We start from the raw sequence: 25,832 nt of genomic DNA, 5'->3' as shown, positions 1-25,832 counted from the left end.
AGTTACTATTATCTTGCTAAGTATAAACTGGTCTAACCAGATAGGCGTGCGCTAAACATAAGGTTGATCATAGAACAACGCGTTAGTGTACTGATTCTTCATCCATGGGTTTAACCTCATATAAGATTAGCGTGAAAACTATGTCAAAAAACTACGTACTCAATACCTATAATAAATTCCTTAAACTGCCCTTTGGCAAAAAACTGTTTAGCTGGTACTCAGCGCGCAGAGCGCCTTACTTTTCTACCGTTTCACCGCTTATTACTGACATTAAACCTAACTATTGTGAAGTGCTCATTAAAAAGCGTAAAGGGGTTGAAAACCACATTGGTACGGTTCACGTTATTGCTATTTGCAACGGGTTAGAAATGGCCATGGGCTTTATGTGCGAAGCATCGATACCTAAAAACTTGAGATGGATCCCAAAAGGCATGGAAGTAAAGTATCCAGCAAAGGCCGATTCAGACATTCGTTGTGTCGCAGAAGTGCCAGCTGACGCATGGAAGCCGGGTGATTTACCTATTTCTGTTAAGGCGTACAACGCCCAAGGGACCGTGGTCGTAGATGGCACTATTACTGTTTGGGTAAGCGAAAAACGCTAAACTATGTCGTGCTATTTGAAGGTCGCTTTTGCGGCCTTTTTTTATGCCTAGTCACAGTTGCAATATTAAGTTTTTACGACAGGCCTATTTCTAATTGACAGCATTCGAAAACACATCTAAGAATAGACTGGTAAGCGATTAAGGCGCTATATCGGAAGTCTATTTCATTCAACTTTTAAGTGGCAGCCCTCCTTTTAAGCAACACGAGGGGCCGCAATGAAAGAGGTTAAGATGTCTGTAATCACAAAAGAACAAGTCACAAGAAAACCCTTCGCAGATAAGAAGAACTATCCCTACGGCTTCGCACGCTCTGGTGATTTTTCAATTAATGAAAGCAAACTTCTACAAACTCATGGAAGTTTGTTTGCCGCTTTGGTTGATGGAAAGATCACGCCCGAAAACGACGAAGAGCAAGCTTATTTGGAGTCGGCACTTGGGCACCGTGAACCCGCTACACCTCAGGAAAAAGCGTGGTTAAAATACCAAGCGCGAATTAATAGACCAAAAACTGCTAGCATTTACGGCTCTAAGCGCGCTGCTACACAAGATGTTGACGATGATGATGATATAAGCGATAACAGTGATCTTGATATCGACCTCGATGATTAAGCTTATGCCTTTATGCATCTAAAACGTGTAAAGGCGCCTCTCTTAAAGCAACTATGTTTATTGTTTGCGCTGTTAAAATCGTGTAAATAAATATCCTATTTTCTGTCAATTTTGCACTTAGGTCGAAATATTTATCCTAATTATTACGAATATTGGGATATATATCTCACTTTTACGCAATTTGGTGTTTTATCTTCCTATTACCTTAGTTATAGTCGGGGCATCGTCAACGTACGCTGACAAACCCCCCAACCCATTACAGGAGAAAAGCACTGTGAAAATGATGTCGGGCGCAGCCATGGTGGTTGAAGCGCTAAAAGATGTAGGAGTGACACACGTGTTCGGTTACCCAGGTGGTGCCGTATTAGACATTTATGATGCGTTATTTGCGCAAGATGATGTCAAACACGTCCTCGTACGTCATGAACAGGCAGCCGCCCATATGGCGGATGGTTATGCACGTTCAACTGGCAAAACCGGCACAGTGCTCGTCACATCAGGTCCAGGCGCTACGAATACTATTACAGGTATTGCTACTGCGTACATGGACTCTATCCCGATGGTAATTTTATCGGGGCAGGTGCCGTCGAAGCACATTGGTGAAGACGCATTCCAAGAAACTGATATGGTAGGGTGTTCGCGTCCTATCGTTAAACACAGCTTTTTGGTTAAGCGCGCGGTTGATATTCCAGAAGCCATTGCTAAAGCCTATTATATTGCTAACACAGGGCGTCCTGGGCCGGTAGTTGTAGATTTACCGAAGGATATTGTGAACGTAGCGGAAGAACACCCTTATGTGTATCCAACCGACGTTACTATGCGCTCTTATAACCCTACCGAAAAGGGCCACCCCAAGCAGGTTAAGAAAGCGGTTGAGTCGCTACTTAAAGCAGAACGTCCGGTACTTTATGTAGGTGGTGGTGCAGTAGCTTGCGATGCGTCAGCAAAAGTTATTGAATTAGCTGAGAAGCTAAATGCTCCGGTAACTTGTACGCTAATGGGCCTTGGCGCTATGCCAGGTACACACAAGCAATTCATTGGTATGCTTGGTATGCACGGTACGCTTGAAGCGAACAAGACCATGCATAATGCCGACTGCATCATTGCACTAGGTGCACGTTTTGATGACCGTGTTACCAATAACGTTGATAAGTTCTGCCCGCATGCAGACATTATTCATGTTGATATTGACCCAGCCTCAATTTCTAAAACCGTAAATGCGCACATTCCAGTGGTAGGTTCGGTAGATAAAGTACTTGATCAAATTTTAAGCCAGGTAAATAAGAAAGATTTATCAGGCCAGAGCGAAAAGCTGGCTGACTGGTGGCAGCAAATTGAAACATGGCGTTCTCGCGAGTGCTTGAATTACGCACAAGGCGAAGAAGTTATTAAGCCTCAGCGTGTTATCGAAGCTTTGTACAAACACACAGACGGTAAAGCCTATGTAAGCTCTGACGTAGGTCAGCACCAAATGTTTGCTGCGCTTTATTATCCGTATGATAAACCGCGTCAGTGGATTAACTCAGGTGGTCTTGGCACCATGGGCTTTGGTTTACCGGCTGCAATGGGCGTGCAGTTTGCGCACCCGGGCTCAACCTCTGTGGTAGTAACCGGTGATGGCAGTATTCAAATGAATATTCAAGAGCTATCTACTTGTTTGCAGTACAACCTGCCTATTAAGATTATTTCATTGAATAACCGTGCCCTAGGTATGGTTCGTCAGTGGCAGGATATGATTTACAAAGGGCGTCACTCACACTCGTATATGGATTCAATGCCTGACTTTGTGAAGTTGGCAGAAGCTTACGGACATGTGGGCATAAAAGTAGACAAGCTCGACGAGCTAGACGCAGCAATGGAGAAATGTTTCAGCTACACAGATCGCTTAGTGTTTATGGACATAGCAGTAGACCAAAACGAACACGTATATCCAATGCAAATTAAGTTTGGCGCAATGGATGACATGCGCTTAAGCAAGACGGAGCGAACCTGATGAAACGTATTATCTCTGTATTAATGGAAAACGCCCCCGGCGCATTATCTCGTATCGTTGGTGTATTCTCACAACGTGGTTACAACGTTGACTCACTGTGTGTGGCACCAACCGACGACGCGAGCCTTTCGCGTCTAACGATTATCACGCACGGTGACGACAAAGTCATAGAGCAAATTACTAAGCAAGTGAATAAGCTTATTGATGTGCTAAAAGTGGTAGACCTTACTGAAGGTACGCACATTGAACGCGAACTTATGCTGATTAAAGTCGCGACTCGCACAGAGTCGGTGCGTGCTGAAGTGAAGCGGAACTCTGATATTTTCCGTGCGCGTATTGTGGACGTGAACGTAAACAATTACACCATCGAAATTACGGGCACTACAGATAAGCTAGATGCGTTTGCAGCAACTATGGGGCAATGCGCGGAAATTATCGAGTCATCACGCACTGGTGTGTGTGGGCTTGCTCGAGGTGATAGGGCGCTTCGTCCTTAAACATCACTCATTGTATCGTTTTCAAAAAAGCTGTCTTACGACAGCTTTTTTTATATGTGCTCACTTAAGTTAAGTATCGCGCCCATAATAGGCTTCTACGCGCAGGGCTACGCCGTATGAGGTTTTAAAATCCTCATCACGCAGCCATAATACAAAAGGCTCTACCTCAAAGAATAGCCAATCGCGCAGCATGTTGTTACGCCACCTAAACCCGCCATAGACTTCTTCTACGCGAAAATTGGGTTGGCTGAGCCCTTCCACCATAAGGTGAGGAATAACGGCGTTATGTCGATCTACCGAAAACAAATGGTGGACCTCGTGACGCCATAGCCAGTCGTTGGTATCGTCGCGGTAGTAGTAGCGATTGTTTTGTCGAACCAAGTGCTTTTTATTGATTTCGTATTGAAAAGCGACGCCCACCTCCGCACCCAAACGGTCACGGGTGTAATAGTAAAGTTCGGCGTCGTATAGCATGGCCCATTGATTAGAAAAGGCAAAAGCATCTCTGTATCGGGTCATCGCATACAGTTGGTCGCGGCGACCAGCGCCAATTCTAAATGAGTAGTGCGAGTCTTGCTCAGGACGAAAGCGAAGCGCAATGGTCGTTCGATCGCGGTTGTTATTGCCGGTATCTCTCGCGGCTCGTATTGTGTTGTTCTGTGTTTCGTCTTCGTTATCACTCAAGAGTAAATCAACGCGTTCTTTTAATGCCGGTAGGCGTACTCGTACCCTAAAACGAAGATCTGTATCAGAAAGCATGCCGCTTCTGGGTTCCCAAGCAAGCTGAACACGGCCTTCGGCTCGGGCCTCTTTTTGTCCGGGAGCCTTGAGCTCTTGAGAATTTTCGAACAAGCCGTCGAGCTGTTTAACAGTAAAGTCCATGGTGTCAGTAAAGCTACGTTGCCACACATCAAACCATTGTTCATTGTGTGCCGCTACTGAAACGGCAGGGGAAGCTTCTGCAGACGCGTAAGACGGCAGATTTTCAGTAGCTGCGGGCCTTATAACATCGCTATATCCGCTACTTCCACTGGTCGTGTTTACGGTGGGGTTCACCTTGCTATCGGTGATGTATAAATTCGAAGGGGCAGTAAGTAATAAATGGCAATAAATAACAGTAAGGCACAACATTACTCACTAACTCCTTGTAAAAATTAGAATAGTTGAATGTTTCTACTATTCGCTTTTAAGATATAGAGAGCATGGATTGTCATTAGTAAAACGTCAATCTTTATTCATTCAGGCAAATATTCAGGTGAAAGCAACAGCGGGCAATGGCATACTGTGCTCAACGATGTAAGGGAGATTATTTTTATGGGTGGTATTAGTATTTGGCAGTTGCTGATTATACTGGTTATTGTGGTGCTTTTATTTGGTACAAAGCGCCTAAAAGGTATAGGTACTGATTTAGGCGGCGCAATCAAAGGCTTCAAAAAAGCCGTCAGCGAAGAAGAGAAAGATGCTGACTTCGAGCAAAAGAAGCAAGTTGAAGAAAAGTCAGCGGCAGAGCCTGTTTCAACGAAGACGCAGAGCGACGTTAAAGATAAATCCTAATGTTCGATATCGGCTTTTGGGAGCTATTGGTTATCGGTGTGCTTGCGCTTCTCATTTTGGGGCCAGAAAGACTGCCGGGTGCCATGCGCTCAACTATAAATACAATTCGTAGCGTACGGAATGTAGCAACGGGCTTTAAGCAAGAGGTTGAGCATCAGCTGCGCGTGCACGAATTGCATGAAAATTTGAAAAAAGCAGAGCAGCAAGGGCTTAAAGATCTTTCACCTGAACTTGAACAGAGCGTCGATGAGCTGAAAAAAGCTGCAGAGTCGGTTCAAGAACCTTATAAAAAGCAATAGATGTCTGACGCTAATAACCTTATTTCTCATTTAATTGAATTGCGCAGTCGTATTCTCAAAGCACTTTTGAGCGTATTGATTGTGTTTGTGTGTCTTGCCGCATTTGCACAGGATTTATATAAGCTGTTGGCCATGCCTCTGCTTGAAACACTTCCAGAAAACGCGAGCATGATTGCAACCGATGTTGCTTCACCTTTTTTCGCACCTTTTAAACTTACCTTAGTATTGTCGTTTTTCATTGCTATTCCCTATGTGCTCTATCAGGTGTGGGGCTTTGTTGCTCCAGGCTTGTATCGAAATGAAAAGCGTCTGGTTGCGCCACTGCTGCTATCAAGTACTTTGTTATTTTATGCCGGTATGGCTTTTGCCTATTTTGTTGTCTTCCCCATCGCGTTTGCGTTCTTCACTAGCGTTGCTCCTGAAGGGGTTACTGTAAGTACCGATATTTCAAGTTACTTAAACTTTGTGTTGAAACTCTTCTTCGCATTCGGAGTCTCATTCGAGATACCTATAGCTATTATTCTAATGTGTTGGACTGGGGTAACAGATGCCAAGTCGCTGCGAGCTAAACGGCCTTATGTGGTTGTAGGGGCCTTTGTTGTTGGCATGCTGCTCACACCGCCTGATGTGATCTCTCAAACGTTACTGGCTATTCCCATGTGGCTGTTGTTTGAAGTTGGTATCATCGTAGGAGGTTTTTATGCAGGTAAAACGCCAAAAGATGAGGACGAAACGCAAACCCCTGACAACACATAAAAGTTCAGAAGAGAAAGGAATAAAAATGAAAACTCAACTGCTTTCTATTGCCACTTTACTGTGTGCTTTTAGTGCACCTCATTTGCACGCTGAGTCTATCGGCGATGCGATGGAAAAATGCCGCAAAACCGATAACAGCCTTAAGCGCTTAATGTGCTATGACGGCGTGGCGAAGTCGTTAAATCAATACGATGGCGTTAATGCGCAGGTTGGCCAACTGAAGGCTTACAAACCAAATATTAGCGCTCAGGCTAACTCGCGTCCTGCGCCTGCTGCTCAGCAAGCTCAACCGTCAGAGACAAAGAATGATTTTGGTTTGGAGCACAAGCGCGACCTGACTGAAGCGGCCTCGGAAATTGCCGTTACTATTAACGCAATCAAGAAAAACCTGCGCGATAAGTATGTGCTTACATTCAGCGATGGTTCTGTTTGGCAGCAAACTGATCAAACTTACTTGAAGCTAAAGGAAGGGCAAGCCGTTTCTGTTGAGCGGGGTCTTCTTGGTGCCTTTTATTTAAGTGTTGAAGGTCTAAATAAGCGCATGAAAGTAAAGCGCGTTAAATAAATGCCTTGGTTCGACGCAGGCGTCAATCTGCTTGATAAGCGTTTTGACGCCGAAGAAGTCATGCAGCGTGCACAAGACGCCGGTGTTGATAAACTGTGTGTCATTACCACTCATCCCAATGAGTGGGATGCCGCGGTAGCGCTTTATGAAAAGTACCCTGATCAATGCTGTTTCACCATTGGTGTACACCCTCATAACGCGAAAGATGTCAATGAAAGCGACTATGACCGATTACGTGAGTTTGCTCAGCATAAAGGCTGTGTAGCTATTGGTGAATGCGGATTAGACTTTAACCGTAACTTTTCGCCTCAAGATATTCAATTAACGGTTTTCGAAGCACAGCTAAAAATAGCGGCGTCGTTAAATTTACCTGTGTACTTACATGAAAGAGATGCCTTTAAAGAGCAGATTGGCTTGTTAACTCAGTATATGGCGAGTTTAAAAGGGGGAATTGCCCACTGCTTTACTGGAACAACTGAACAAGTAAAAACGTATTTGTCGTTAGGCCTTTATATTGGCATTACAGGGTGGGTATGCGACGATAAGCGCGGTGCTGAATTACGTGATGCCGTAAAGCATATCCCGCTGAATAAGCTTATTCTTGAAACTGATGCCCCATATTTATTTCCCAAAACACTTCGTCCACGTAAACGCAATAATGAACCCGCTTTTTTGCCCCATATCGCCCAGCAATTAAGCGAATATCTGCAAGTTGACACTGATAAATTGCGTATTAGCAGTTATGCTAATAGCTGTGAGTTGTTTTCTCTTAGCTAAACATTGGTTTATATGCAGACAAATCTAAAAGCTATGCGCAAGTATGATGCTGGGCTCATTCTTATTACGGTCCTTGCCGCAGTAGCGTTTGTTTTTGTTCTGCTAAACCTTTCTCCGACAACAAGCCTCTCCCCTCGTTTTACACAGTTAACTTATTTAAAAGAAACTGAAAGGGCATCTCTTGATTTCAATAGTGTAATTCAAATTCCAACAAGTGAGTGGACTCAGGTCTCGCCACCAGTGAACTTAGGAATGGACACAGGTGTGCACTGGTTCTCAATGATAGTTCAGCCTACGCAAAGCAACCAAAGTCGGTTCCTCCTGCATGTTGATTATCCGCTTTTAGATAATTTAGATGTAGCGGTATATAGCCAAGTTGGCAGCAAACCCAAAGTGACGTTTTCTAGTGGCGATAGTAAACGCTTCAGCGATAGACATATCGCTCACGTTAAACCTTTGTTCCCATTACCTGCTAGTGCGCAGTCTCAGCGGGTCATTATAAGAGTTCAAACATCTGGTAACATTCGCCTACCCCTTCGCATTTGGCAAGAAACCGAATTTATAGAATACACATCAACAAAAAACTTGGTGTTAGGCATCTTTTTTGGTGTTTTGCTAGCTATGGGTGTGAGCAATATATTCTTAACGGTCACTACTAAAAATGCTTCCTTTCTGTTTTACTCTGGTTATGTGATCAATCTAGCGCTTATCTTAATGACACTTCATGGCTATGGCTTTTCCTACATTTGGCCTGGGAGTAGCTGGTTTCAAAGTAAAGCAATTATCGTTTTTGCGAACGCCACTATAATGTTTGCGGCGCTATTTACACGTAGTCTTCTGCCCATTAAGAATTACAGTAGCAAAATCGATAGCGTGACCAAAGCTATTAGTTGGGTTTGCGGCTTGAGCATTATTGCGGGTATGGTTCTGCCTTATTCGCTAATGATAAAGGCGTTTCTTTTATTATTGAGCCTTGTTGTTATTTTTGTCTTGGCTATAGGTGTGTGGCTGTCGCTTAAGCGAGAAGTCGTAGCGCGTTACTTCACAATCGCTTGGGGTTTTCTACTAGTTAGCGGGCTATGTGCAAGTCTAGATAATATAAACATTATTCAACTACCTATTTCGTCTAACGACTTGTTAGTTATAGGTGGAACCGTTGAAACTTTAATATTGGCGCTTATTCTTGCGATTAATTACAGCCACAGTCGAGACGACTTGCTTGATGCGAAGGAGTTTGCCCTTGAACAAGAAAAACAGGCGAATACTGCAAAAGAAAACCTGTTGCAAGTTCAAAAACGCTATCAAGATGATTTGGAATATAAAGTCCAGGAGCGTACGCTCGAGTTAGAGATAACACTGCGAGAGCTTTCCGATGTGAATCAAGAGCTAGAAAGGCTTAACGCAATAGACCCGCTAACAGGGGCACACAATCGACGCCACTTTGATAAAAGATTGCGGTCGGAAGGAAGGCGAAGCCGCCGTGAGCAAACGCCTTTATCACTGATCATTGTAGACATAGATCACTTCAAAAATATTAATGACGAATACGGACACGACGGAGGGGATGCGTGTTTAATTCACGTAACAAATGTCTTTCAAAAACTCATCCATCGTCCAACAGATGATTTGTGTCGCATAGGTGGTGAAGAGTTCGCCATTATATTGCCTAATACCGACTTGAGCGGCGCGTACCACGTTGCCGAGAATATTCGACATAGCTTAGAAAACAGTCCACTTGAATACGAGGGGCAATTGATTAAGCTAACAGCCAGTGCAGGTGCTTCTTCAACCATTATCGCGAATGAAGAGCACGCTCAAAGTTTATTTAAATATGCTGATGAGTGCCTGTACGAAGCGAAAGCTTCAGGGCGAAACACCGTAATACACAAACATTTACAGGAAAAACTATGACATCTTCACCTTTCCCTCTCCGTCGTATGCGTAGATTACGTGCTAAAGATGCGTTAAGAGGGCTTGTGGCAGAACACAGGCTAACTACGGATGATTTAATCTATCCTGTCTTTGTGTTGCCCGGTGAAAATGCTAGGGAAGCCGTTCCTTCTATGCCTGGCGTTGAAAGGCTTTCTATTGACTTGCTGGTTCAAGAAGCTGCTGATTGGGTAGCATTAGGTATTAGGACCATTGCACTCTTCCCTGTAACACCTATGTCGCTCAAAACAGAATGTGCTAGTGAAGCTTTTAATCCTGACGGCCTTGCTCAACAAGCTATGAAGGCGCTTAAAAAGGCGTTCCCTGAAGTCATGCTGATGTCTGATATTGCATTAGACCCTTTCACGTCTCATGGACAAGATGGCCTTTTAGATGAGACTGGATATGTAATGAACGACGAAACTGTTGAAGTCCTTATTAAGCAAGCCTTATCACATGCCGAAGCTGGTGCAGACATTGTTGCGCCTTCTGACATGATGGATGGCCGCATCGGCAGCATTCGTAAGGCTCTTGAAGAGGCAGGCCATATCAACACGTGCATTATGGCTTACTCGGCCAAATACGCCTCTGCTTACTATGGTCCGTTTCGCGATGCCGTCGGCTCTGCCGCAAATATCAAAGGTGGCAACAAGAAAACCTATCAGATGGACCCTGCGAATACCGATGAGGCCCTTCATGAAATTGCCCTTGATATAGAAGAGGGCGCTGACATGGTAATGGTGAAGCCCGGCATGCCCTATTTAGATGTAGTACGACGCTGCAAAGACGAATTTAAAGTGCCAACATTTGCCTACCAAGTAAGTGGCGAATACGCCATGCATCAAGCTGCCTTTGCTAACGGCTGGCTCAACGAAGAAGCGGTAATTTTAGAGTCTTTACTTGCATTTAAACGCGCTGGGGCGGATGGCATCTTAACCTATTTCGCACCTAAAGCAGCCGAGCTGCTAGCAAAGCAAAATGGTAAATAGATATTAGAATTAAGTAGTCTTGTATTGCGCATTCCAAAAAAGCCGTGCTTAGCACGGCTTTTTTAATTGATACAATAAGAGTGTGAGTATTTACTTACACACAAGCTCGCAACCAGCTTTGTGCTGTAGCCAACACTCGTTAGCTAACTCAGCATTGATCAAAGGATGAGACTTAAGCCAACCCTTGGGGAAAGTAAGTGTCCACTTACTATCATCACATGTCAGAGAAACTTCTGGAATATGTTTGTTTTGGCGACGTAGACATAAGACTACCGCTATGCGTAATACTCGAAGCATACCTTTTAACATAGGGCGATAGTCTTCGTGGTACTTGTCAAAAATGTCTGCATCAATTGTTAAACGATGCTGCGCAACAAGGTCGCGAATTGCTGATCGCTGCAAGCGAGTAAACCCCGGTAAATCAATATGACTTAAAATATATTCACCATGTTCGTGATGGCGCTTATATTCAATGTGAAGACCAATTTCATGCAATTGTGCAGCGGCCCCTAAAATAGTTTCCGTATCTAGATGGCAAATATTTTGTTGAGCACAAAGCTGATGGCACAAAGCAAGCGCCACATGGCGCACAGCATTAGCATGGTTTTTATCAACGTGATAACGCTGCTTTGCTTGGTTAAGTGTTTGTTGGCGTCTATCGTTTTCTGTGACATTATCCAACATTCCGTAGATAAGTCCTTCACGCAGGGCGCCGCCAGAGATATTCATATGGTTAATATTTAGCGCTTCAAACAAACTGATAAGAATCGCCAAGCCAGAAGGGAAAATAGCTTTTCTATTGTCTTCTAATCCGTCGATATCAAGGTTTTTAATACTGCCGCATTCAATGCACTGCTTTTCCAAGTGATACAGATAATCTAAGCGAATGGCATCGCTGATACCCTGTGCTACCAAAATTTCGGTAATCGCCTGCGGCGTCCCCGACGCGCCTAAGCAATTTTCCCAGTCGAAACACAAAAAAGCGCTCGATACATCATCAATCAGTGCATGGGCCGCTTTTTTAGCATTTTCGAAGTTCTCTTCGGTTATGGTACCGCTTGTAAAATAACGCTCCATAAAAGTCACACAGCCCATATCCAAACTTTTCAAATGAATAGGTTGCATGTCGTTACCGATAATAATCTCGGTGCTTGCACCACCAATATCAATAACAAGGCTGTTACCTTGGTTTGCTGATGTATAGGCTACCCCTAGGTAAATTTGTCGCGCTTCTTCCTCGCCGCTTATAACTTTGAGCTTGTGATTAAGAATTTCTTCAGCTTTGCGAATGAAAACATGAGCGTTGGTTGCAAGGCGTAGGGTAGCAGTAGCGACTATCTTGATATTAGATGGAGGGATATCCTGCAGGCGTTCCGAGAAAACTTGCAGGCATTGCCAGCCGCGCTCCATGCTTACATCATCAAGTGCTAAGTCATCGTCTAAGCCAGCGGCCAAACGTACTTTTTGCTTAATTTTCCCAATTATTTGCACACTGCCGTTAACAACGTGAACAATCACCATGTGAAAGCTGTTAGAGCCCAAGTCTACGGCGGCGTAATACTCGCCGTAGGTCTGTGCATCGTGCTGGAGTTCTGCCTGCATAAAATCTCGTTTCTTATAATCTACCTTACGCTTTATTATTGCGCTCTGTTATTTCGGTTTTGAGGCTTACCTCGGCCTCTACCGTTGCCACGGCGTGAAGAGTTGCGGTTGTTGGGCGTACGTCTTCTGCGTGGCTTAGGTGGCGTTACATCGTCAAGTAGGCCACCGCGGTCGTAATCGGTAACCGGAATTGCCTTTTGGATGTATTGCTCAATAGCAGGTAAGTTTAGTGCGTATTTTTCACATGCAAAGCTAATGGCTACGCCACTTTGACCTGCGCGACCAGTACGACCAATTCGGTGCACATAGTCTTCCGCATCGTCTGGCAGATCATAGTTAAATACGTGAGTTACTGCGTCGATATGAAGACCTCGTGCTGCAACGTCAGTTGCCACTAGGATGTCAAGGTTACCCTTAGTAAAATCTTCTAATATGCCTAAACGCTTTTTCTGCGGCACATCACCGCTGAGTAAGCCCACCCGATGTCCATCAGCGGTTAGCCAGTCAGTGACTTTTTCGCAGCTATTTTTAGTATTGGCAAAAACAATCGCTTTTTCTGGCCACTCTTCTTCGAGTAACGTAAGAAGAAGCAACATCTTATCGTCATCAGACGGGTAAAATAACTCTTGTGAAACGCGAGTTGCAGTCGTTTGCTCTGGGGCAACCTGAACATGAGTCGGGTTATTCATATGCTCGTAGGCAAGTTCTTGTACGCGATAGCTTAGCGTAGCTGAAAATAGCATACTAAGGCGGTCGCTAGCAGGCGGCATACGGCGGAACAAAAAGCGGATATCTTTAATGAAGCCCAAATCGAACATACGGTCGGCTTCATCAAGTACGGCAACCTGAATATTCTTCAGTGTGAACACATTCTGCTTGTAGTAATCAAGAATGCGTCCTGTCGTACCAATTATAATATCTACCCCTTCTTCCAAAGTTTCACGTTGACTTTGGTAACCTTCGCCCCCATAAATCAACCCAAGCGACAATCCCGTATGCTCACTAAGCAGTTTGGCGTCGTTATAGATTTGTACGGCAAGCTCTCTGGTCGGCGCCATAATAATTGCGCGAGGGCCATTTGATTTGCTGTTGTCTGCATTTTCTGCTTTGCTTAGCAAATAGTGAAATGTAGCCACCAAAAAGGCAATGGTTTTACCTGTTCCTGTTTGAGCCTGCCCTGCAATGTCGTGACCTTCCAATAATGGAGGCAGTGCAAGTGCTTGAATTGGTGTACAATGTGAAAAATTAGCTGCCGTTAAGGCGTCAACAACCTTGCCGTTAATCGGCAGGTCGGAAAAATGAGTATCAGTTAAGTGAGTAGGCATAGCTTATAGCTTATCAGTGCTTGCATTAAAAAACAGTTTCTATATAACACTTATGGTCGGGCTGAGACAAATCAGCAACAGACCAATAATGGAGAAAAGAATGAGCGACAAAATTATCCAGTTATCTGACGATAAATTCGAAGCAGATGTTATCAATGCTGAAGGTCCTGTACTGGTTGACTTCTGGGCCGAATGGTGTGGCCCGTGTAAAATGATCGCACCAATCTTAGAAGAAGTTGCGACCGAGTTTGAAGGCAAGTTAACAGTTGGCAAGTTGAATGTCGATGAAAATAACGAAACTCCACCTAAATATGGTATTCGTGGTATTCCTACATTGCTACTTTTCAAAAATGGTAACGTTGCTGCTACTAAAGTTGGCGCGCTATCAAAAGCTCAATTAACAGAATTTCTAAACGAAAATCTGTAATTGAAACAAAATAAAAAACCGGTGCGAATAAAGCGCCGGTTTTTATTTGCATCACAGGTACTTGCATTTAGTTTTAGAAAAGATCGCATCAAAATATTTAACATTTCGGTGGTAAAACGCTGGACGTTGATTAAATATAGTGCTAACTTTTCCTCAGCGCTCATCCGAGCAGCATTCTGCTTACGCCCATATCCGGGTGATATCAAATCTAAACTAGAACAGAGTGACTTTAAGTCCTGTAAGCGAAGTTCAAGCACAAAGACCCACCAGTATGAATTTAACTGAATTAAAGAACAAACCAATAAGCGAGTTGGTTAACCTGGCCGAGGAAATGGGCCTGGAAAACATGGCGCGCGCCAGAAAACAAGACATCATTTTCTCAATCCTAAAGACACACGCAAAAAGCGGTGAAGATATCTTTGGTGATGGGGTACTAGAAATTTTACAGGACGGTTTCGGCTTCTTACGCTCAGCTGATTCTTCGTATCTTGCAGGGCCGGACGATATCTATGTATCGCCAAGCCAAATCCGACGCTTCAACTTGCGTACAGGTGATACGATTGCTGGAAAAATTCGTCCACCAAAAGACAGTGAACGATATTTCGCTCTGCTTAAAATTCGCGAAGTTAACTTCGACAAGCCTGAAAATTCACGTAACAAAATCCTTTTCGAAAACCTTACACCGCTTCACGCAGCAGACCGCTTGCGTATGGAACGCGGCAACGGTTCAACGGAAGATATCACGGCTCGTGTACTCGATTTAGCATCGCCAATCGGTAAAGGTCAGCGTGGCCTTATCGTTGCACCACCTAAAGCCGGTAAAACGCTTCTTCTTCAGAACATTGCCCAGTCAATCGCTGCTAACCACCCAGATTGTGAGTTAATGGTATTGCTGATTGACGAGCGTCCAGAAGAAGTAACCGAGATGCACCGGCTGGTACAAGGTGAAGTAGTGGCATCAACATTCGATGAGCCAGCAAGCCGACACGTTCAGGTAGCTGAAATGGTTATCGAAAAAGCCAAGCGTCTTGTAGAACACAAGAAAGACGTGGTTATCCTGCTTGATTCCATTACCCGTCTAGCGCGCGCATACAACACAGTTATTCCTTCATCAGGTAAAGTACTTACTGGTGGTGTCGACGCAAACGCATTACATAAGCCTAAGCGCTTCTTCGGTGCCGCACGTAACGTTGAAGAAGGCGGTAGCTTAACGATTATCGCAACAGCGCTAATCGACACCGGCTCTAAAATGGATGAAGTTATCTACGAAGAGTTTAAAGGTACAGGTAACATGGAATTACACCTTAACCGCAAGATTGCGGAAAAACGTGTGTTCCCAGCTATCGACTTTAACCGCTCAGGTACCCGTCGTGAAGAGCTACTTACCGCGCAAGACGAACTACAGAAAATGTGGATCCTTCGTAAAATCGTTCATGAAATGTCTGAAATCGATGCTATGGACTTCCTTATCAGTAAGCTGTCGATGACCAAGACTAATGATGAGTTCTTTGACGCAATGCGCAGACAAAAGAGCTAAGCAATTAATTGATAATTAAGTAGAAGGCGCCAACAGGCGCCTTTTTTATTGATCGATTTCAAAAAACCTCATTAATTATACTTTCGGCTAATATCTTCAATCTATTGAATCGGGTAGTTTCAACGCTCTGTTTATCCCAACAATAATAATTTCAGTGGTGTCTTCTTTCTGTAGATGAATTACTCTGTCTAAAAACACCAAAGGAAATAATTATGCATCGTAAATTGTTGTCACTTGCTTTTGTTGGGTTGGTTTGTGCGTCTGCGAACGCAACCAGCCAAATTAATGTTGATGAGCTGGCCGATAAAGTAGAGCCTGACGTTATCAAATGGCGTCATCACTTTCATGAATTTCCTGAACTGTCGAATCGCGAGTTTAAAACCGCTGAATATGTAGCTGGCTACCTTAAAAGTTTGGGGTTAGACGTACAAACGGGCGTAGCTAAAACAGGCGTTGTGGCCATTTTAGACACTGGAAATCCAGGTCCCGTTGTAGCCCTTCGTGCAGATATGGACGGGCTTCCAGTTAAAGAACAAAATGATTTGAGTTACCGTTCTACCCAAGTGGGTGAATATAACGGCAAAGAGGTCCCAGTGATGCATGCCTGCGGTCACGATACGCATATGGCTATGCTAATGGGTGCCGCAAAAATCCTTACTGAAATAAAGGGTGAATTAAAGGGTAAAGTGAAATTTATCTTTCAGCCTGCAGAAGAGGGCGCCCCCGCTGGAGAAAAAGGCGGTGCTGAAGTTATGGTGGCAGAAGGCGTATTAAAGAATCCTGACGTCGACGCTATTTTTGGTTTGCATATTAATGCCAACACTGATGTGGGCAAAGTGCGCTATAACGCCGGTGGCACTATGGCCGCAGTAGATCCGTTCAAAATTGTTATTCACGGAAAGCAAGCGCATGGCGCTTATCCGTGGAAAAGCGTAGACCCAGTAGTTACTGCTGCGCAAATGATAATGTCTATTCAAACCATTGTAAGTCGTGAATTAAAACTGATTGACGATGCGGCAGTGGTATCGATTGGCTCAATCCACGGTGGTAATCGCTCTAACATCATTCCAAATGAAGTCGAAATGGTAGGCACTATCCGTACTCTTAACGAAGCCGCTCGCGATCATATTTACGAGTCACTTCCACGTAAAGTAAAAGCGATTGCAGAGAGTATGGGAGCAGAGGCAGAACTCACGTTACCACTAGATTACTATTACCCAATTACGTATAACGACCCAGAGCTTACAAAAGCCATGCTACCTACCATGCAGCGTACCGCTGGCGTCGAAAACACATTGCTTTCTAAGCCGGTAACCGGGGCTGAAGACTTTTCATTTTTCCAGGAGCAAGTTCCAGGCTTATACGTTTGGGTAGGCGGTAAGCCGCTAGATGTATCAGAAGAAGACAGCCCTGCTCATCACACGCCAGAGTTCTACGTTGATGATGAGGGAATGAAGCTGGGTGTGAAGCTACTTACTAACTTTACTTTAGATTATATGGCGCAACACTAACACTGGCGGCTGGAGACATGTGTTGAAAATTGGTAGTAATTCGTTTTCCATTTCATGGTCTCTGGCCTTCCAAGCATTAATTGTATGTGTGTTGGGTGCAAGTTTAAATGCCCTTTCTCCACCTTTTGACAGCACTGGAATAGCCGCATTTGGTATAGGAGCGGCAGTTTACGCCTCCCTTCGCTTTTCCCCTTTTATTTCAATTCCCATTGGACTTCTAATCAGTCTGCCACTTTGGCTAAACGAAGGCAGCATTGTTGGCAAAGAAAGTCTCACTCTTTTGCCAATAGTACTTAGCTTTTTCGGCTATAATAAATCGCTAAAGCAAGTGATTAAAGTAGGCGCAGGCTTCTGGTCTATCGTCTTTTTACCCATTTTGCTGTTAGAACACTCTCTGTTCGATGATGGCAACGTGAACATGGTGTTCTCTGGCGTTTTAGTTACTTGGGTCAGTGGTGTATTTGGTTTGATCATCGGCCATTTCGCTTACTTAGCCATTTATGGCCTGAAGCGCCAAACTTCGTACAAATCCGAGCGGGTCACGCTTCACTTTCTCTTCGGGTATTTTTTCTCAGGATGCTTTTTTGTTGCTTCTATGGCGGTGATATATCTGTCAGTCAGCTTGTTTCAGCATCAACAAGAGCGGCAAATTTACAGTTATATGGCCCAGCGAGTTAAAGTGCTGGAGTTCCAGCTTTCAAACTTTTTACGTCATCATCAAAATGCTATTACCGCTACAGCGAAAGTACTTTCTAATAGTGGTTCGGAAAAAAATGCCGAAAACATCGCAGCCAAAAATCTACAAATTGTGGCTTCTCATAACCCTGAATTTTTAACCTTTCTGGTAGCCAATGAAGATGGTGATATTACGCATGCCTATCCACCAAGCATGTTGGAAAAAGCAAAGCAAAATGGGCGGCCCAATGTGTCTTATCGGCCTTATTTTTATGAAGTTATGCAAAGTGGCGTGCCATTTTTATCTAACGTTTTCCAAGGCCGTGGCTTTGGTAACGACCCAATTGTCGCGCTATCTGCGCCTATATTAGGTAGCAATGGGGCGCCTAAAGGTATTGTTGAAGGGTCATTATCTCTGAAGAGCTTTCATGCTATTGATAGCCTTAGTCTCGGTGGATTCTCGATGTTAATCGAAGATCAAAAGGGTGAGGTAATTTACGCCTCAGAGGCGTTAGCGTTAAAGCCGTTAACTAAAGCACCGTTTTATTTATGTGAGCCCAAATGTTCCATTGAAGTTGATGATGGTCCTCAAGGTAAGACGTGGCTAAGATTTACCAAGAACATTTCTTTTGCCAATTGGAAGGTTAGCTATTATTTCGACAAACGGCTTTTGATGGCATCAATGAGTAGTTATTTACTCAAAGATTTACTTTTATTGCTGGCTTTGTCTGCGTTCGGGACCTTTACAGGCTATGTAGTAGCGAAAATGGTAGGAGCACCCATTCGCCGTCTCGTTCGCTATATTGCAGACTTCGAACCTACACAGCAACAAGGAAAAAAAGCGCCGCAAAGAGCACTCCACATTCAAGAACTATCGTTACTAAGCGATGAGTTTATGCGCTTAGAAACCCGCTTGTCAGGTGCCTTTGATGAGCTTAAGAAAGCGAGAGAAATAGAGCAGGGGCTAAACGTAGAACTTAATGAGTTGAACCAGTCCTTGGAAAAGCGCATAGAGGAAAAGACTGAGCATTTAGCACAAGCGTTAAAAGAAGCTGAAGCTGCTAACGTTGCCAAAACGCAATTTCTCGCCAATATGAGTCACGAGATAAGAACGCCAATGAACGGTATCGTTGGTTCTTGCGAATTGATGTTAGACAACGAGCTTCCTGAACATATCGCAGTGAGAGCAAAAACGATTTCTCGTTCAGCTACTAATTTATTGATTATTTTGGACAGTATTTTGGATTGGTCGAAAATTGAATCAGGCAAAATGCTCAGTGATATCCAGCGCTGTGACATTCGTGAATTGCTTGAAGCTTCCTGTGAACTTTATCGCCATACGGCGCAGGTTAAGGGATACGACATTGCGCTTCATATTAGTGACCATGTACCCCATGCCTTAAACATTGATGCTGGAAAAGTAGCTCAGGTTATTAATAACCTTCTTAGTAACGCGATTAAATTTACCAATGAAGGTCAAGTTTCGGTTGACGTTGATTACGCGCACCAAGGGCTTAAAGTTTCGATACGGGATAGCGGCATCGGTATCGCCCCTGAAAAAATACACCTTATCTTTGAAAAGTTTGAGCAAGCTGACACCTCAACCACCCGCCACTTTGGAGGAACCGGTCTAGGCTTGGCCATATCCAAAGGACTGGTTGAGTTGCTCGGCGGCGAACTCTACGTTGAAAGTGAATTGGGTAAGGGAACTAATTTTACCTTCCATATTCCGGCCACGACGAGTAATAGTGATAAGCAGGAGCAACGTAAGACCTCAGCAACACTCCCCAGCGGTCTTCGCGTACTTCTTGCAGAAGATAATGATATAAACGCTGACATCGTGATGGATATGCTTAAATCAGCGAACATCAAATGTATTCGAACTAAGAATGGCAGAGATGCCGTTCAGGCAGAGAAAAAACATGATTTCGATCTAGTTTTAATGGACTGTCAGATGCCCATAATGGATGGATTAGCTGCATCCACACTTATCCGCAAAGAAGGTCGAAATAAAACTAAGATTAAAATTATAGCGCTAACGGCCAACGCATTTGTCGAAGATAAAAATGCCTGCTTAGAAGCAGGCATGAATGCGCATTTAAGTAAGCCTATACGCAAGCAAGTGCTATTTGACTGTATTGCCCGTGAGCTTGCTAGCGTTTGAGGCTACGTCAGTGTCATCACTCGGTGCATCACTTACCAGGCGCAATACAATGTAGCCCAAGCACGCAGACACGAGTGAGCCCGCTAAAATTCCGACCCGCTCATCAAAGATTTGATTAATCCCGGTTTGTTCAAAAGCAAGGCCTCCTATAAACAGACTCATAGTAAAACCAACGCCGCAAAGCAGCGCACAGCCATAAATATGCTTGAAGTTCAGGTCATCAGGTAACTTTGCTAGTTTCAGCTTTACCATTAAATAGCAAAACCCAAATACACCTATTTGTTTTCCCACAACCAAGCCAAGGAAAATGCCAAAGGTTACAGGGTGAAAAATTCCTTCTGGGCTAATATTGCCAAAACTAATGCCCGCATTAGCAAAGGCGAACAAAGGCAAAATGGCAAAACTTACAGAACCATTTAAACCGTGCTCAAGTCGAGTTACTGGAGAGTATGACGGGTCTTTTTGATCTCGCATGGGAATAAAACTAGCCAGTACCACACCGGCTAACGTCGCGTGCACACCCGACTTCAGCATAGCTACCCATAAAATGAGGCCTACAAAAACATAGGCTGGAATATCCACCACATTTCGCTTGTTCATTTGCCACAACAACAGTAGGCAGCCAGCAGCAATGTACAGCGCACTTGCGGTAATGTGCTCGGTGTAGAACAAAGCAATAATTACAATAGCGCCAATGTCGTCGATGATGGCTAGCGTAACTAAAAACACTTTTAGGCTAGTAGGTACTCTACTACCAAGTAGCGCCAAAATACCCAACGCAAAGGCAATGTCTGTGGCAGCGGGAATGGCCCAACCTGCAATCGCCACTGGGTTATCCCAGTTTATACCTACATAGATTAATGCTGGCAGTGCCATACCGCCCACGGCACCAGCAGCAGGTAGAATAATATCTTTAGGGTTTGCTAGCTCACCTTCACAAACTTCCCGTTTAAGCTCTAGGCCTACGTGAAAGAAAAAGACTGCCATCAAGCCATCGTTAATCCATAGCAGCAATGGTTTATCAATAGCCCACGACCCAGCGGATATTTGAACTGGCATGCTGATTAAATGGTCGTAAAGGGTATCTAATGGGGAATTGGCAATAATGAGTGCGAGTATTGTCGCTGCCATCAGCAAAATACCGGGAGCAGCCTCGCGGTTTAAGAAATCAGAGACCACGTCCTGCACTTCTTCTATGACTTCGTCAAGTACGTCGGGTTCATGCTTATCTGTCATCAATAACCTCTTGCGCCATTTAACTACTAACACCGCAAAGCTTATAACGTAGCTGTTGCTAATCCGTGTTATACGGCAGTTTTTCTTCACAAATTAATTATAGTTAATACGGGTTATTAGGTTTAGATAGATCACCGGTCAAGGTAGAGTGCTTTTATTCGTTCGTGCTCTATAGCACTATATTTCACGCCATTTACGGTGGGATTTTGAACGGTTTTAAGCTACAATCGCGGCCTTTCCAAGGTTGTCCATTTTACCTACTCCGAGGATCTCTAGATGGCAAAAGTCGCGATTGTAATGGGTTCAACTTCAGACTGGCCTACTATGCAGCAGGCCGCAAAGATGCTGAAGTCGTTTGGTGTTGAATTTGAAGCGAAGGTGGTGTCGGCGCATCGCACACCTAACTTGCTAGTAGAGTTTGCAGAAAATGCTGCTGATGAAGGTTTCAGCGCAATCATTGCTGGCGCAGGTGGCGCAGCTCACTTACCGGGCATGATTGCCGCACATACGCATTTACCTGTGTTCGGGTGCCCAGTTAAATCAAAAGCATTAAATGGGTTAGATTCACTTCTCTCAATTGTTCAAATGCCCAAGGGCGTTGCGGTAGGTACATTGGCTATCGGTGAGGCGGGAGCCGCTAATGCAGGTCTTCTGGCAGCGCAAGTAGTTGCACTTCAAGAAGAAAGTGTACGTGATGCGGTTATTGCTTTTAGAAAATCTCAAACCGAAACCGTTCTAGCGTCAAGCAACACATTGGAGTTAGATGAATGAGAGTAGTCGTTTACGGCGCAGGCCAACTTGCTCAAATGATGTACCTAGCGGGAAGTCCACTAGGTATTGAAGTTCAAGCTGTGGACGTAAACAACGATACCGTTGTACATCCAGTTAGCAAAACCCCACTCGATACAACACTAGCGCAAGCGCTAGAGGATGCCGATGCATTAACGGTAGAGTTTGAGCACGTACCTGAAAGATTGCTTGAAGAAGCGGCCAAAACAAACAAGTTGATGCCGAATATCGACAGTATTCTCGTCGGTGCCGACCGGGTTCGCGAAAAAAAGTTACTTGAAAGCATGCAGGTGGCGAATTGCGAACACCAGATTGTGACAGACCTTGCTCAGCTAGATGATTGCATCAAGCAGCTTGGTTCTAAGCTTATTCTTAAAGCAAGTCGTGATGGATACGACGGTTACGGTCAGTGGCGACTAAGTGATGAAGCCGATTTGCCAGCGCTAAAAAGCTCGCTACAAGGCTTGGACTTAGAAAATGTGCCATTAGTGGTAGAGAAAATGGTGGCATTCGATAGAGAGCTGTCGTTAATTGGTGTACGCAATGCTAATGGCGACGTGAGAACCTATCCACTTGCTGAAAATCTGCATCACCAAGGTCAGCTTCATGTGTCGGTCGCGCCTGCGACTAGTGTAGATGACGCTCTTCAGGCTCAAGCTCACGATATTTTCGTGAAACTGGCTGAGGGTATGGACTACATAGGCGTGCTGGCAGTGGAGTTATTCCAAGTTGGCGATAAACTGCTTGTCAATGAACTTGCGCCGCGTGTACATAACTCTGGGCATTGGAGCCAGTCAGGCGCTGTAACCAGTCAGTTTGAGAACCACTTGCGTGCTGTTTGCGGCTTGCCTCTTGGCGATACGTCAGCCATAGGGCCAAGTGCTATGGTTAACATCATTGGTTGCAGCAGCTTTTCACGAGACCTGTTAAGCATTGATGGAAGCCACCTGCATTGGTACGGAAAGTCTGTTCGTGAAAAACGCAAAATGGGGCACATCAATGTCACCACTAATAGTTATGAAAGCTTAGGTGAAAAGCTCATGGCATTGAGCAAATATTTACCACTTGAGTACTTCCCGAAATTAGTTGGTGAAGCAACGCGATTAAAAGGTTGACACCCACGCGTTTATCGCTAGAATACGCATCCGCTGTCTAGGCAGCGGTTTTTAAAGTGTGCCGACTTAGCTCAGTTGGTAGAGCAACTGACTTGTAATCAGTAGGTCGCCAGTTCGATTCCGGCAGTCGGCACCATTTCTCTTTTTTCCTATGCCAAACTTACGTACACTTGCTAACGAATATTCATTCGGAGCAGACTGTATGTCATTTTTTTCCAATTCACTTAAACCGTTAGTTATCGTAACTGGCTTATTTTCTTTAAGCTTGTCTGCGAGTATTTACGCGCATGGCAATGACCATGATAACCATCACATGCCAAAAAAGCAGCACAAGCACGCTAGTAAGCAATCAGATGTAATGGTAATGAATGGTTATGCCAGAGCGACCTTTGCTTTGGCAAAAACCGGCGCAGTGTACTTTACTTTGCATAATCATAGTGACAGCGATAAAACACTGACGTCTGTTTCAGTATCAAGCGATGTAGCAAGTGAAGCGCAAATCCACACAACGGTGATGGAGGAAGACGTGATGAAAATGCGTGAGCTAACTGACGGCGTTAAAATAAAAGCGGGCGAAATGGTCTCTTTTGAATCAGGCGGCCGTCATATCATGTTGATGGGGCTAACCAAAGGATTAGAAGAGGGCAGCGAAGTAGCACTAACCCTCACATTTAGCGATGCGAGCGAACTACAGGTTTTGCTACCTGTTAAAAAAGAAGCGGGCGAAAGCCACCATCACCACCATTAATAGAGTGGCTGAGGCAGAATGTATAAAGTCATCGATTAATGCGATGAATGCAATCAACTAAACCGTTAATCTAAATCAAAATTTCTGTAGTACTATTAACTTATATTATTTAAACCAAGATTTTTCAGCGCCGATAAATGGACTGAAGGTAAATCTAAAAAAGGTTTTAACGTTAAGGAGTGTGACATGAGCAAGATTGATATTGGTATTTCTGAAAGCGATCGTAACGCAGTAGCAGAAGGCCTGAAAAAGCTATTGGCCGATTCTTACACTTTGTACCTTCAAACGCATAACTTCCATTGGAATGTAGAAGGGCCGCAGTTCCGTGAACTGCATCTTATGTTTGAAGAGCATTACACCGAGCTGGCCGAAGCGGTAGACGAAATTGCAGAGCGTATTCGTACTCTAGGTGTTTCAGCGCCGGGCACGTATAAGGCGTTCGCTGAGCTTAGTTCAATTGAAGAAGTGGAAGGTGTACCTGAAGCCACGGAAATGGTTCGCTTACTGACTCATGGTCATGAGCAAGTAGTGAAAACGTGTCGTGAATCATTAAAGCTGGCGCAAGATGCTGACGATGAATCATCTGCAGCGTTAATCGGTGACCGTATGCGCGTTCACGAGAAAACAGCGTGGATGCTTCGCGCAACATTACCGAAGTAAATCGCGTGATAAATGAAGCATGTATATAAGTGCATCGGCTGATGTTCATCATGCGCCTTAAAGCGAGTCGTTTTTATCGCATAAGCGAGTAAAACTATCACAAAGGGTACAGCAGCGCTGTGCCCTTTTTTGTATACTGCCTACCACTAAAAATAATAGAAGAAGCCTGTGTTAACGCGTACACGGCTTTTTAAAATGAGGCTCCTAGCGATGAAACCATCAACTATTTTAGCTTTACCATTCAAACCTGTGAGCGCGCTAGCGCAGTCACTTACTTGTGTATTGGCGCTTACGATCAGCCAATCCGCTTTAGCTCACGGAGACCATAAACATGGCGAAGCGCATGAAATCACCGACAGCGATATTACCGTAACCACGCTTGCTGAAGGGCTTGTTCATCCTTGGGGAATGGCATTTTTGCCAAATGGCGATCTGCTAGTTACGGAACGTGAAGGTGGCATTCAGCGCTTGTCGAAAGACGGTAAGTTATCAGGGCGTTTAAACAATGTGCCTGAAGTGGTTGCGCAAAATCAAGGTGGTATGTTGGACATCGCTATCGATCCGGATTTTGCCAGCAATAACACCATTTACTTCTGTTACAGTAAAGCCAGTGAGGTCGAAGGCAAGCCGGGCAGCAGCAGTAGTGTTGCAAAGGCTAAGCTCACTGAGTCGGGCCTTGAAAATGTTGAAGTTATTTTTAGTGCCGACTCTATTGTCGATAACGGCTTTCACTTTGGCTGTCGCTTAGTATTCGATGCTAAAAAGCACTTATACGTCACCATGGGCGACCGCTATAAGTATATGAAAGAAGCGCAGAACACCGATAACCACTTTGGTAAAATTGTGCGTATTAATCGTGACGGTAGTGCTGTAGAAGATAACCCTTTTACCGATGGCAATGCCCCTGAAATATTCAGCTATGGTCACCGCAACGTGCAAGGCGTCACTATACACCCTGAAACTGGCGTAGTCTGGGCAATGGAACACGGCCCCAAAGGCGGTGATGAAATTAATATCCTAGAGCGCGGTGCGAACTACGGTTGGCCAGAGATTACTTATGGCGTTGACTACAGCGGCGATATTATCAGCGATAAAACTCATATGGATGGTATGAAGCAACCTTGGTTGTACTGGAACCCGTCCATTGCACCAAGCGGCCTAACCTTCTATCAAGGCGACATGTTTAAAGAGTGGAACGGCGATATATTAGTGGGGTCTTTAAAATTTACCCACCTTCGCCGTATCAAGGTAGAAGATGGAAAGCCTGGTGAGCAGTTTGAATATGTTCGCGACAATCACGACCGCATCCGCGACGTAGAAGTGGGGCCAGATGGTGCCATTTACTTACTGACTGATGCCCCTAACGGCAAAGTAGTGAAGCTGACCAAATAAGGGTCGATGATAAAAAGGAAGGCGCCATTTCATTCACTGAAGGGCGCCTTTTTTCTTAAAAAGAGCTGCGGGTTTAAAACG

24 protein-coding genes and 1 tRNA gene are annotated in these 25,832 nt (G+C 44.4%); 21 read left to right on the top strand and 4 right to left on the bottom strand.

Annotation, left to right across the window (positions count from 1 at the left end):
- Window positions 1–140: 140 nt before the first annotated feature.
- The 4 genes from ACXAER_RS07915 (at window position 141) to ilvN (ending at window position 3,701) form a co-directional block, all read left to right on the top strand.
- Window positions 141–602 carry a hotdog fold domain-containing protein gene (locus ACXAER_RS07915; RefSeq protein WP_474828145.1) on the top strand — a complete coding sequence of 154 codons (462 nt, stop codon included), beginning with the start codon at window positions 141–143 and terminating at the stop codon, window positions 600–602.
- Between the two features lie 216 nt (window positions 603–818).
- Window positions 819–1,211: a MaoP family protein gene (locus tag ACXAER_RS07910; protein WP_474828143.1), complete on the top strand. Its 393-nt coding sequence runs from the start codon at window positions 819–821 to the stop codon at window positions 1,209–1,211.
- Window positions 1,212–1,485: 274 nt separating this feature from the next.
- Window positions 1,486–3,204 carry an acetolactate synthase 3 large subunit gene (locus tag ACXAER_RS07905; protein ID WP_474828142.1) on the top strand — a complete coding sequence of 573 codons (1,719 nt, stop codon included), beginning with the start codon at window positions 1,486–1,488 and terminating at the stop codon, window positions 3,202–3,204.
- Window positions 3,204–3,701, top strand: coding sequence for an acetolactate synthase small subunit (ilvN, locus tag ACXAER_RS07900; protein WP_118490430.1), 498 nt, complete (start codon window positions 3,204–3,206; stop codon window positions 3,699–3,701). The genes ACXAER_RS07905 and ilvN overlap by 1 nt, the downstream gene beginning before the upstream one ends.
- Window positions 3,702–3,770: 69 nt before the next feature.
- Here ilvN and ACXAER_RS07895 read toward each other — a convergent pair whose 3' ends face one another.
- Entirely contained in the window at window positions 3,771–4,832 is a 1,062-nt protein-coding gene (locus ACXAER_RS07895; RefSeq protein WP_474828139.1) for a hypothetical protein, read from the bottom strand.
- Window positions 4,833–5,009: 177 nt separating this feature from the next.
- Between ACXAER_RS07895 and tatA the strand changes: the two genes are divergently transcribed.
- The 7 genes from tatA to hemB are packed head-to-tail and all read left to right on the top strand — an operon-like array spanning window position 5,010 to window position 10,570.
- Entirely contained in the window at window positions 5,010–5,255 is a 246-nt protein-coding gene (gene tatA, locus ACXAER_RS07890; protein ID WP_474830534.1) for a Sec-independent protein translocase subunit TatA, read from the top strand.
- On the top strand, window positions 5,255–5,554 hold the full coding sequence (gene tatB, locus ACXAER_RS07885; RefSeq protein WP_014948087.1) for a Sec-independent protein translocase protein TatB: 300 nt from the start codon (window positions 5,255–5,257) through the stop codon (window positions 5,552–5,554). Before tatA ends, tatB begins: the two co-directional genes overlap by 1 nt.
- The gene (gene tatC, locus ACXAER_RS07880; RefSeq protein WP_474828137.1) at window positions 5,555–6,310 is read left to right on the top strand and encodes a twin-arginine translocase subunit TatC; all 756 of its coding nucleotides are present in this window, start codon (window positions 5,555–5,557) and stop codon (window positions 6,308–6,310) included.
- Window positions 6,311–6,335: 25 nt separating this feature from the next.
- Entirely contained in the window at window positions 6,336–6,875 is a 540-nt protein-coding gene (locus ACXAER_RS07875; RefSeq protein ID WP_474828135.1) for a hypothetical protein, read from the top strand.
- Window positions 6,876–7,652: a TatD family hydrolase gene (locus ACXAER_RS07870; protein ID WP_474828133.1), complete on the top strand. Its 777-nt coding sequence runs from the start codon at window positions 6,876–6,878 to the stop codon at window positions 7,650–7,652. It begins immediately after the preceding gene.
- A 12-nt stretch (window positions 7,653–7,664) separates the two neighbouring features.
- Entirely contained in the window at window positions 7,665–9,563 is a 1,899-nt protein-coding gene (locus ACXAER_RS07865) for a sensor domain-containing diguanylate cyclase (protein WP_474828131.1), read from the top strand.
- On the top strand, window positions 9,560–10,570 hold the full coding sequence (hemB, locus tag ACXAER_RS07860) for a porphobilinogen synthase (RefSeq protein WP_474828129.1): 1,011 nt from the start codon (window positions 9,560–9,562) through the stop codon (window positions 10,568–10,570). The genes ACXAER_RS07865 and hemB overlap by 4 nt, the downstream gene beginning before the upstream one ends.
- 90 nt (window positions 10,571–10,660) lie before the next feature.
- On the opposite strand, the gene ACXAER_RS07855 is transcribed toward hemB, so the two are convergent.
- On the bottom strand, window positions 10,661–12,172 hold the full coding sequence (locus ACXAER_RS07855; protein ID WP_474828127.1) for a Ppx/GppA phosphatase family protein: 1,512 nt from the start codon (window positions 12,170–12,172) through the stop codon (window positions 10,661–10,663).
- 35 nt (window positions 12,173–12,207) lie between these two features.
- On the bottom strand, window positions 12,208–13,497 hold the full coding sequence (rhlB, locus tag ACXAER_RS07850; RefSeq protein WP_474828125.1) for an ATP-dependent RNA helicase RhlB: 1,290 nt from the start codon (window positions 13,495–13,497) through the stop codon (window positions 12,208–12,210).
- 100 nt (window positions 13,498–13,597) lie between these two features.
- On the opposite strand from rhlB, the gene trxA reads away from it, so the two are divergent.
- The 4 genes from trxA (at window position 13,598) to ACXAER_RS07830 (ending at window position 19,811) form a co-directional block, all read left to right on the top strand.
- Window positions 13,598–13,924: a thioredoxin TrxA gene (trxA, locus tag ACXAER_RS07845; protein ID WP_118490421.1), complete on the top strand. Its 327-nt coding sequence runs from the start codon at window positions 13,598–13,600 to the stop codon at window positions 13,922–13,924.
- Between the two features lie 271 nt (window positions 13,925–14,195).
- Complete coding sequence (rho, locus tag ACXAER_RS07840; protein WP_014948094.1) at window positions 14,196–15,461, top strand: transcription termination factor Rho; 1,266 nt, start codon at window positions 14,196–14,198, stop codon at window positions 15,459–15,461.
- A gap of 212 nt (window positions 15,462–15,673) precedes the next feature.
- Window positions 15,674–16,972: an amidohydrolase gene (locus ACXAER_RS07835; protein ID WP_474828122.1), complete on the top strand. Its 1,299-nt coding sequence runs from the start codon at window positions 15,674–15,676 to the stop codon at window positions 16,970–16,972.
- 19 nt (window positions 16,973–16,991) lie between these two features.
- A complete protein-coding gene (locus tag ACXAER_RS07830; RefSeq protein ID WP_474828120.1) occupies window positions 16,992–19,811 on the top strand; it encodes a hybrid sensor histidine kinase/response regulator in 2,820 nt (939 codons plus the stop codon).
- Here the strand turns inward: ACXAER_RS07830 and nhaA are convergent.
- A complete protein-coding gene (gene nhaA, locus ACXAER_RS07825; protein WP_474828118.1) occupies window positions 19,773–21,047 on the bottom strand; it encodes a Na+/H+ antiporter NhaA in 1,275 nt (424 codons plus the stop codon). The genes ACXAER_RS07830 and nhaA overlap by 39 nt on opposite strands.
- 276 nt (window positions 21,048–21,323) lie before the next feature.
- Here nhaA and purE point away from each other — a divergent pair, with 276 nt between their 5' ends.
- The 6 genes from purE to ACXAER_RS07795 all read left to right on the top strand — a co-directional run bounded on the left by purE (window position 21,324) and on the right by ACXAER_RS07795 (window position 25,751).
- The gene (purE, locus tag ACXAER_RS07820) at window positions 21,324–21,818 is read left to right on the top strand and encodes a 5-(carboxyamino)imidazole ribonucleotide mutase (protein ID WP_105930481.1); all 495 of its coding nucleotides are present in this window, start codon (window positions 21,324–21,326) and stop codon (window positions 21,816–21,818) included.
- Window positions 21,815–22,951, top strand: coding sequence for a 5-(carboxyamino)imidazole ribonucleotide synthase (locus tag ACXAER_RS07815; RefSeq protein ID WP_474828116.1), 1,137 nt, complete (start codon window positions 21,815–21,817; stop codon window positions 22,949–22,951). Before purE ends, ACXAER_RS07815 begins: the two co-directional genes overlap by 4 nt.
- A gap of 60 nt (window positions 22,952–23,011) precedes the next feature.
- A tRNA-Thr gene (locus ACXAER_RS07810) sits at window positions 23,012–23,087 on the top strand.
- A 66-nt stretch (window positions 23,088–23,153) separates the two neighbouring features.
- Window positions 23,154–23,699 carry a copper chaperone PCu(A)C gene (locus tag ACXAER_RS07805; RefSeq protein ID WP_474828114.1) on the top strand — a complete coding sequence of 182 codons (546 nt, stop codon included), beginning with the start codon at window positions 23,154–23,156 and terminating at the stop codon, window positions 23,697–23,699.
- Window positions 23,700–23,885: 186 nt separating this feature from the next.
- Complete coding sequence (locus ACXAER_RS07800; protein ID WP_474828112.1) at window positions 23,886–24,359, top strand: Dps family protein; 474 nt, start codon at window positions 23,886–23,888, stop codon at window positions 24,357–24,359.
- 210 nt (window positions 24,360–24,569) lie between these two features.
- The gene (locus tag ACXAER_RS07795; RefSeq protein ID WP_474828110.1) at window positions 24,570–25,751 is read left to right on the top strand and encodes a PQQ-dependent sugar dehydrogenase; all 1,182 of its coding nucleotides are present in this window, start codon (window positions 24,570–24,572) and stop codon (window positions 25,749–25,751) included.
- Window positions 25,752–25,832 lie beyond the last annotated feature (81 nt).

The sequence above is a fragment of the Alteromonas sp. AWJ4_199 genome (assembly GCF_056159165.1).
The sequence above is the reverse complement of the archived record's forward strand: the minus strand, read 5'-3'. Positions and strand labels throughout refer to the sequence as shown.

Excerpts from the sequence above, each read along its gene's own strand:
- purE (WP_105930481.1), top strand. The coding sequence starts at position 21,324 with ATGGCAAAAGTCGCGATTGTAATGGGTTCAACTTCAGACTGGCCTACT.
- ACXAER_RS07895 (WP_474828139.1), bottom strand. The coding sequence starts at position 4,832 with ATGTTGTGCCTTACTGTTATTTATTGCCATTTATTACTTACTGCCCCT.
- ACXAER_RS07855 (WP_474828127.1), bottom strand. The coding sequence starts at position 12,172 with ATGCAGGCAGAACTCCAGCACGATGCACAGACCTACGGCGAGTATTAC.
- hemB (WP_474828129.1), top strand. The coding sequence starts at position 9,560 with ATGACATCTTCACCTTTCCCTCTCCGTCGTATGCGTAGATTACGTGCT.
- ACXAER_RS07795 (WP_474828110.1), top strand. The coding sequence starts at position 24,570 with ATGAAACCATCAACTATTTTAGCTTTACCATTCAAACCTGTGAGCGCG.
- ACXAER_RS07915 (WP_474828145.1), top strand. The coding sequence starts at position 141 with ATGTCAAAAAACTACGTACTCAATACCTATAATAAATTCCTTAAACTG.
- ilvN (WP_118490430.1), top strand. The coding sequence starts at position 3,204 with ATGAAACGTATTATCTCTGTATTAATGGAAAACGCCCCCGGCGCATTA.
- trxA (WP_118490421.1), top strand. The coding sequence starts at position 13,598 with ATGAGCGACAAAATTATCCAGTTATCTGACGATAAATTCGAAGCAGAT.
- ACXAER_RS07835 (WP_474828122.1), top strand. The coding sequence starts at position 15,674 with ATGCATCGTAAATTGTTGTCACTTGCTTTTGTTGGGTTGGTTTGTGCG.
- rho (WP_014948094.1), top strand. The coding sequence starts at position 14,196 with ATGAATTTAACTGAATTAAAGAACAAACCAATAAGCGAGTTGGTTAAC.
- tatB (WP_014948087.1), top strand. The coding sequence starts at position 5,255 with ATGTTCGATATCGGCTTTTGGGAGCTATTGGTTATCGGTGTGCTTGCG.
- ACXAER_RS07805 (WP_474828114.1), top strand. The coding sequence starts at position 23,154 with ATGTCATTTTTTTCCAATTCACTTAAACCGTTAGTTATCGTAACTGGC.
- ACXAER_RS07870 (WP_474828133.1), top strand. The coding sequence starts at position 6,876 with ATGCCTTGGTTCGACGCAGGCGTCAATCTGCTTGATAAGCGTTTTGAC.
- ACXAER_RS07815 (WP_474828116.1), top strand. The coding sequence starts at position 21,815 with ATGAGAGTAGTCGTTTACGGCGCAGGCCAACTTGCTCAAATGATGTAC.
- ACXAER_RS07865 (WP_474828131.1), top strand. The coding sequence starts at position 7,665 with ATGCAGACAAATCTAAAAGCTATGCGCAAGTATGATGCTGGGCTCATT.
- ACXAER_RS07800 (WP_474828112.1), top strand. The coding sequence starts at position 23,886 with ATGAGCAAGATTGATATTGGTATTTCTGAAAGCGATCGTAACGCAGTA.
- nhaA (WP_474828118.1), bottom strand. The coding sequence starts at position 21,047 with ATGACAGATAAGCATGAACCCGACGTACTTGACGAAGTCATAGAAGAA.
- ACXAER_RS07910 (WP_474828143.1), top strand. The coding sequence starts at position 819 with ATGAAAGAGGTTAAGATGTCTGTAATCACAAAAGAACAAGTCACAAGA.
- rhlB (WP_474828125.1), bottom strand. The coding sequence starts at position 13,497 with ATGCCTACTCACTTAACTGATACTCATTTTTCCGACCTGCCGATTAAC.
- ACXAER_RS07875 (WP_474828135.1), top strand. The coding sequence starts at position 6,336 with ATGAAAACTCAACTGCTTTCTATTGCCACTTTACTGTGTGCTTTTAGT.
- tatC (WP_474828137.1), top strand. The coding sequence starts at position 5,555 with ATGTCTGACGCTAATAACCTTATTTCTCATTTAATTGAATTGCGCAGT.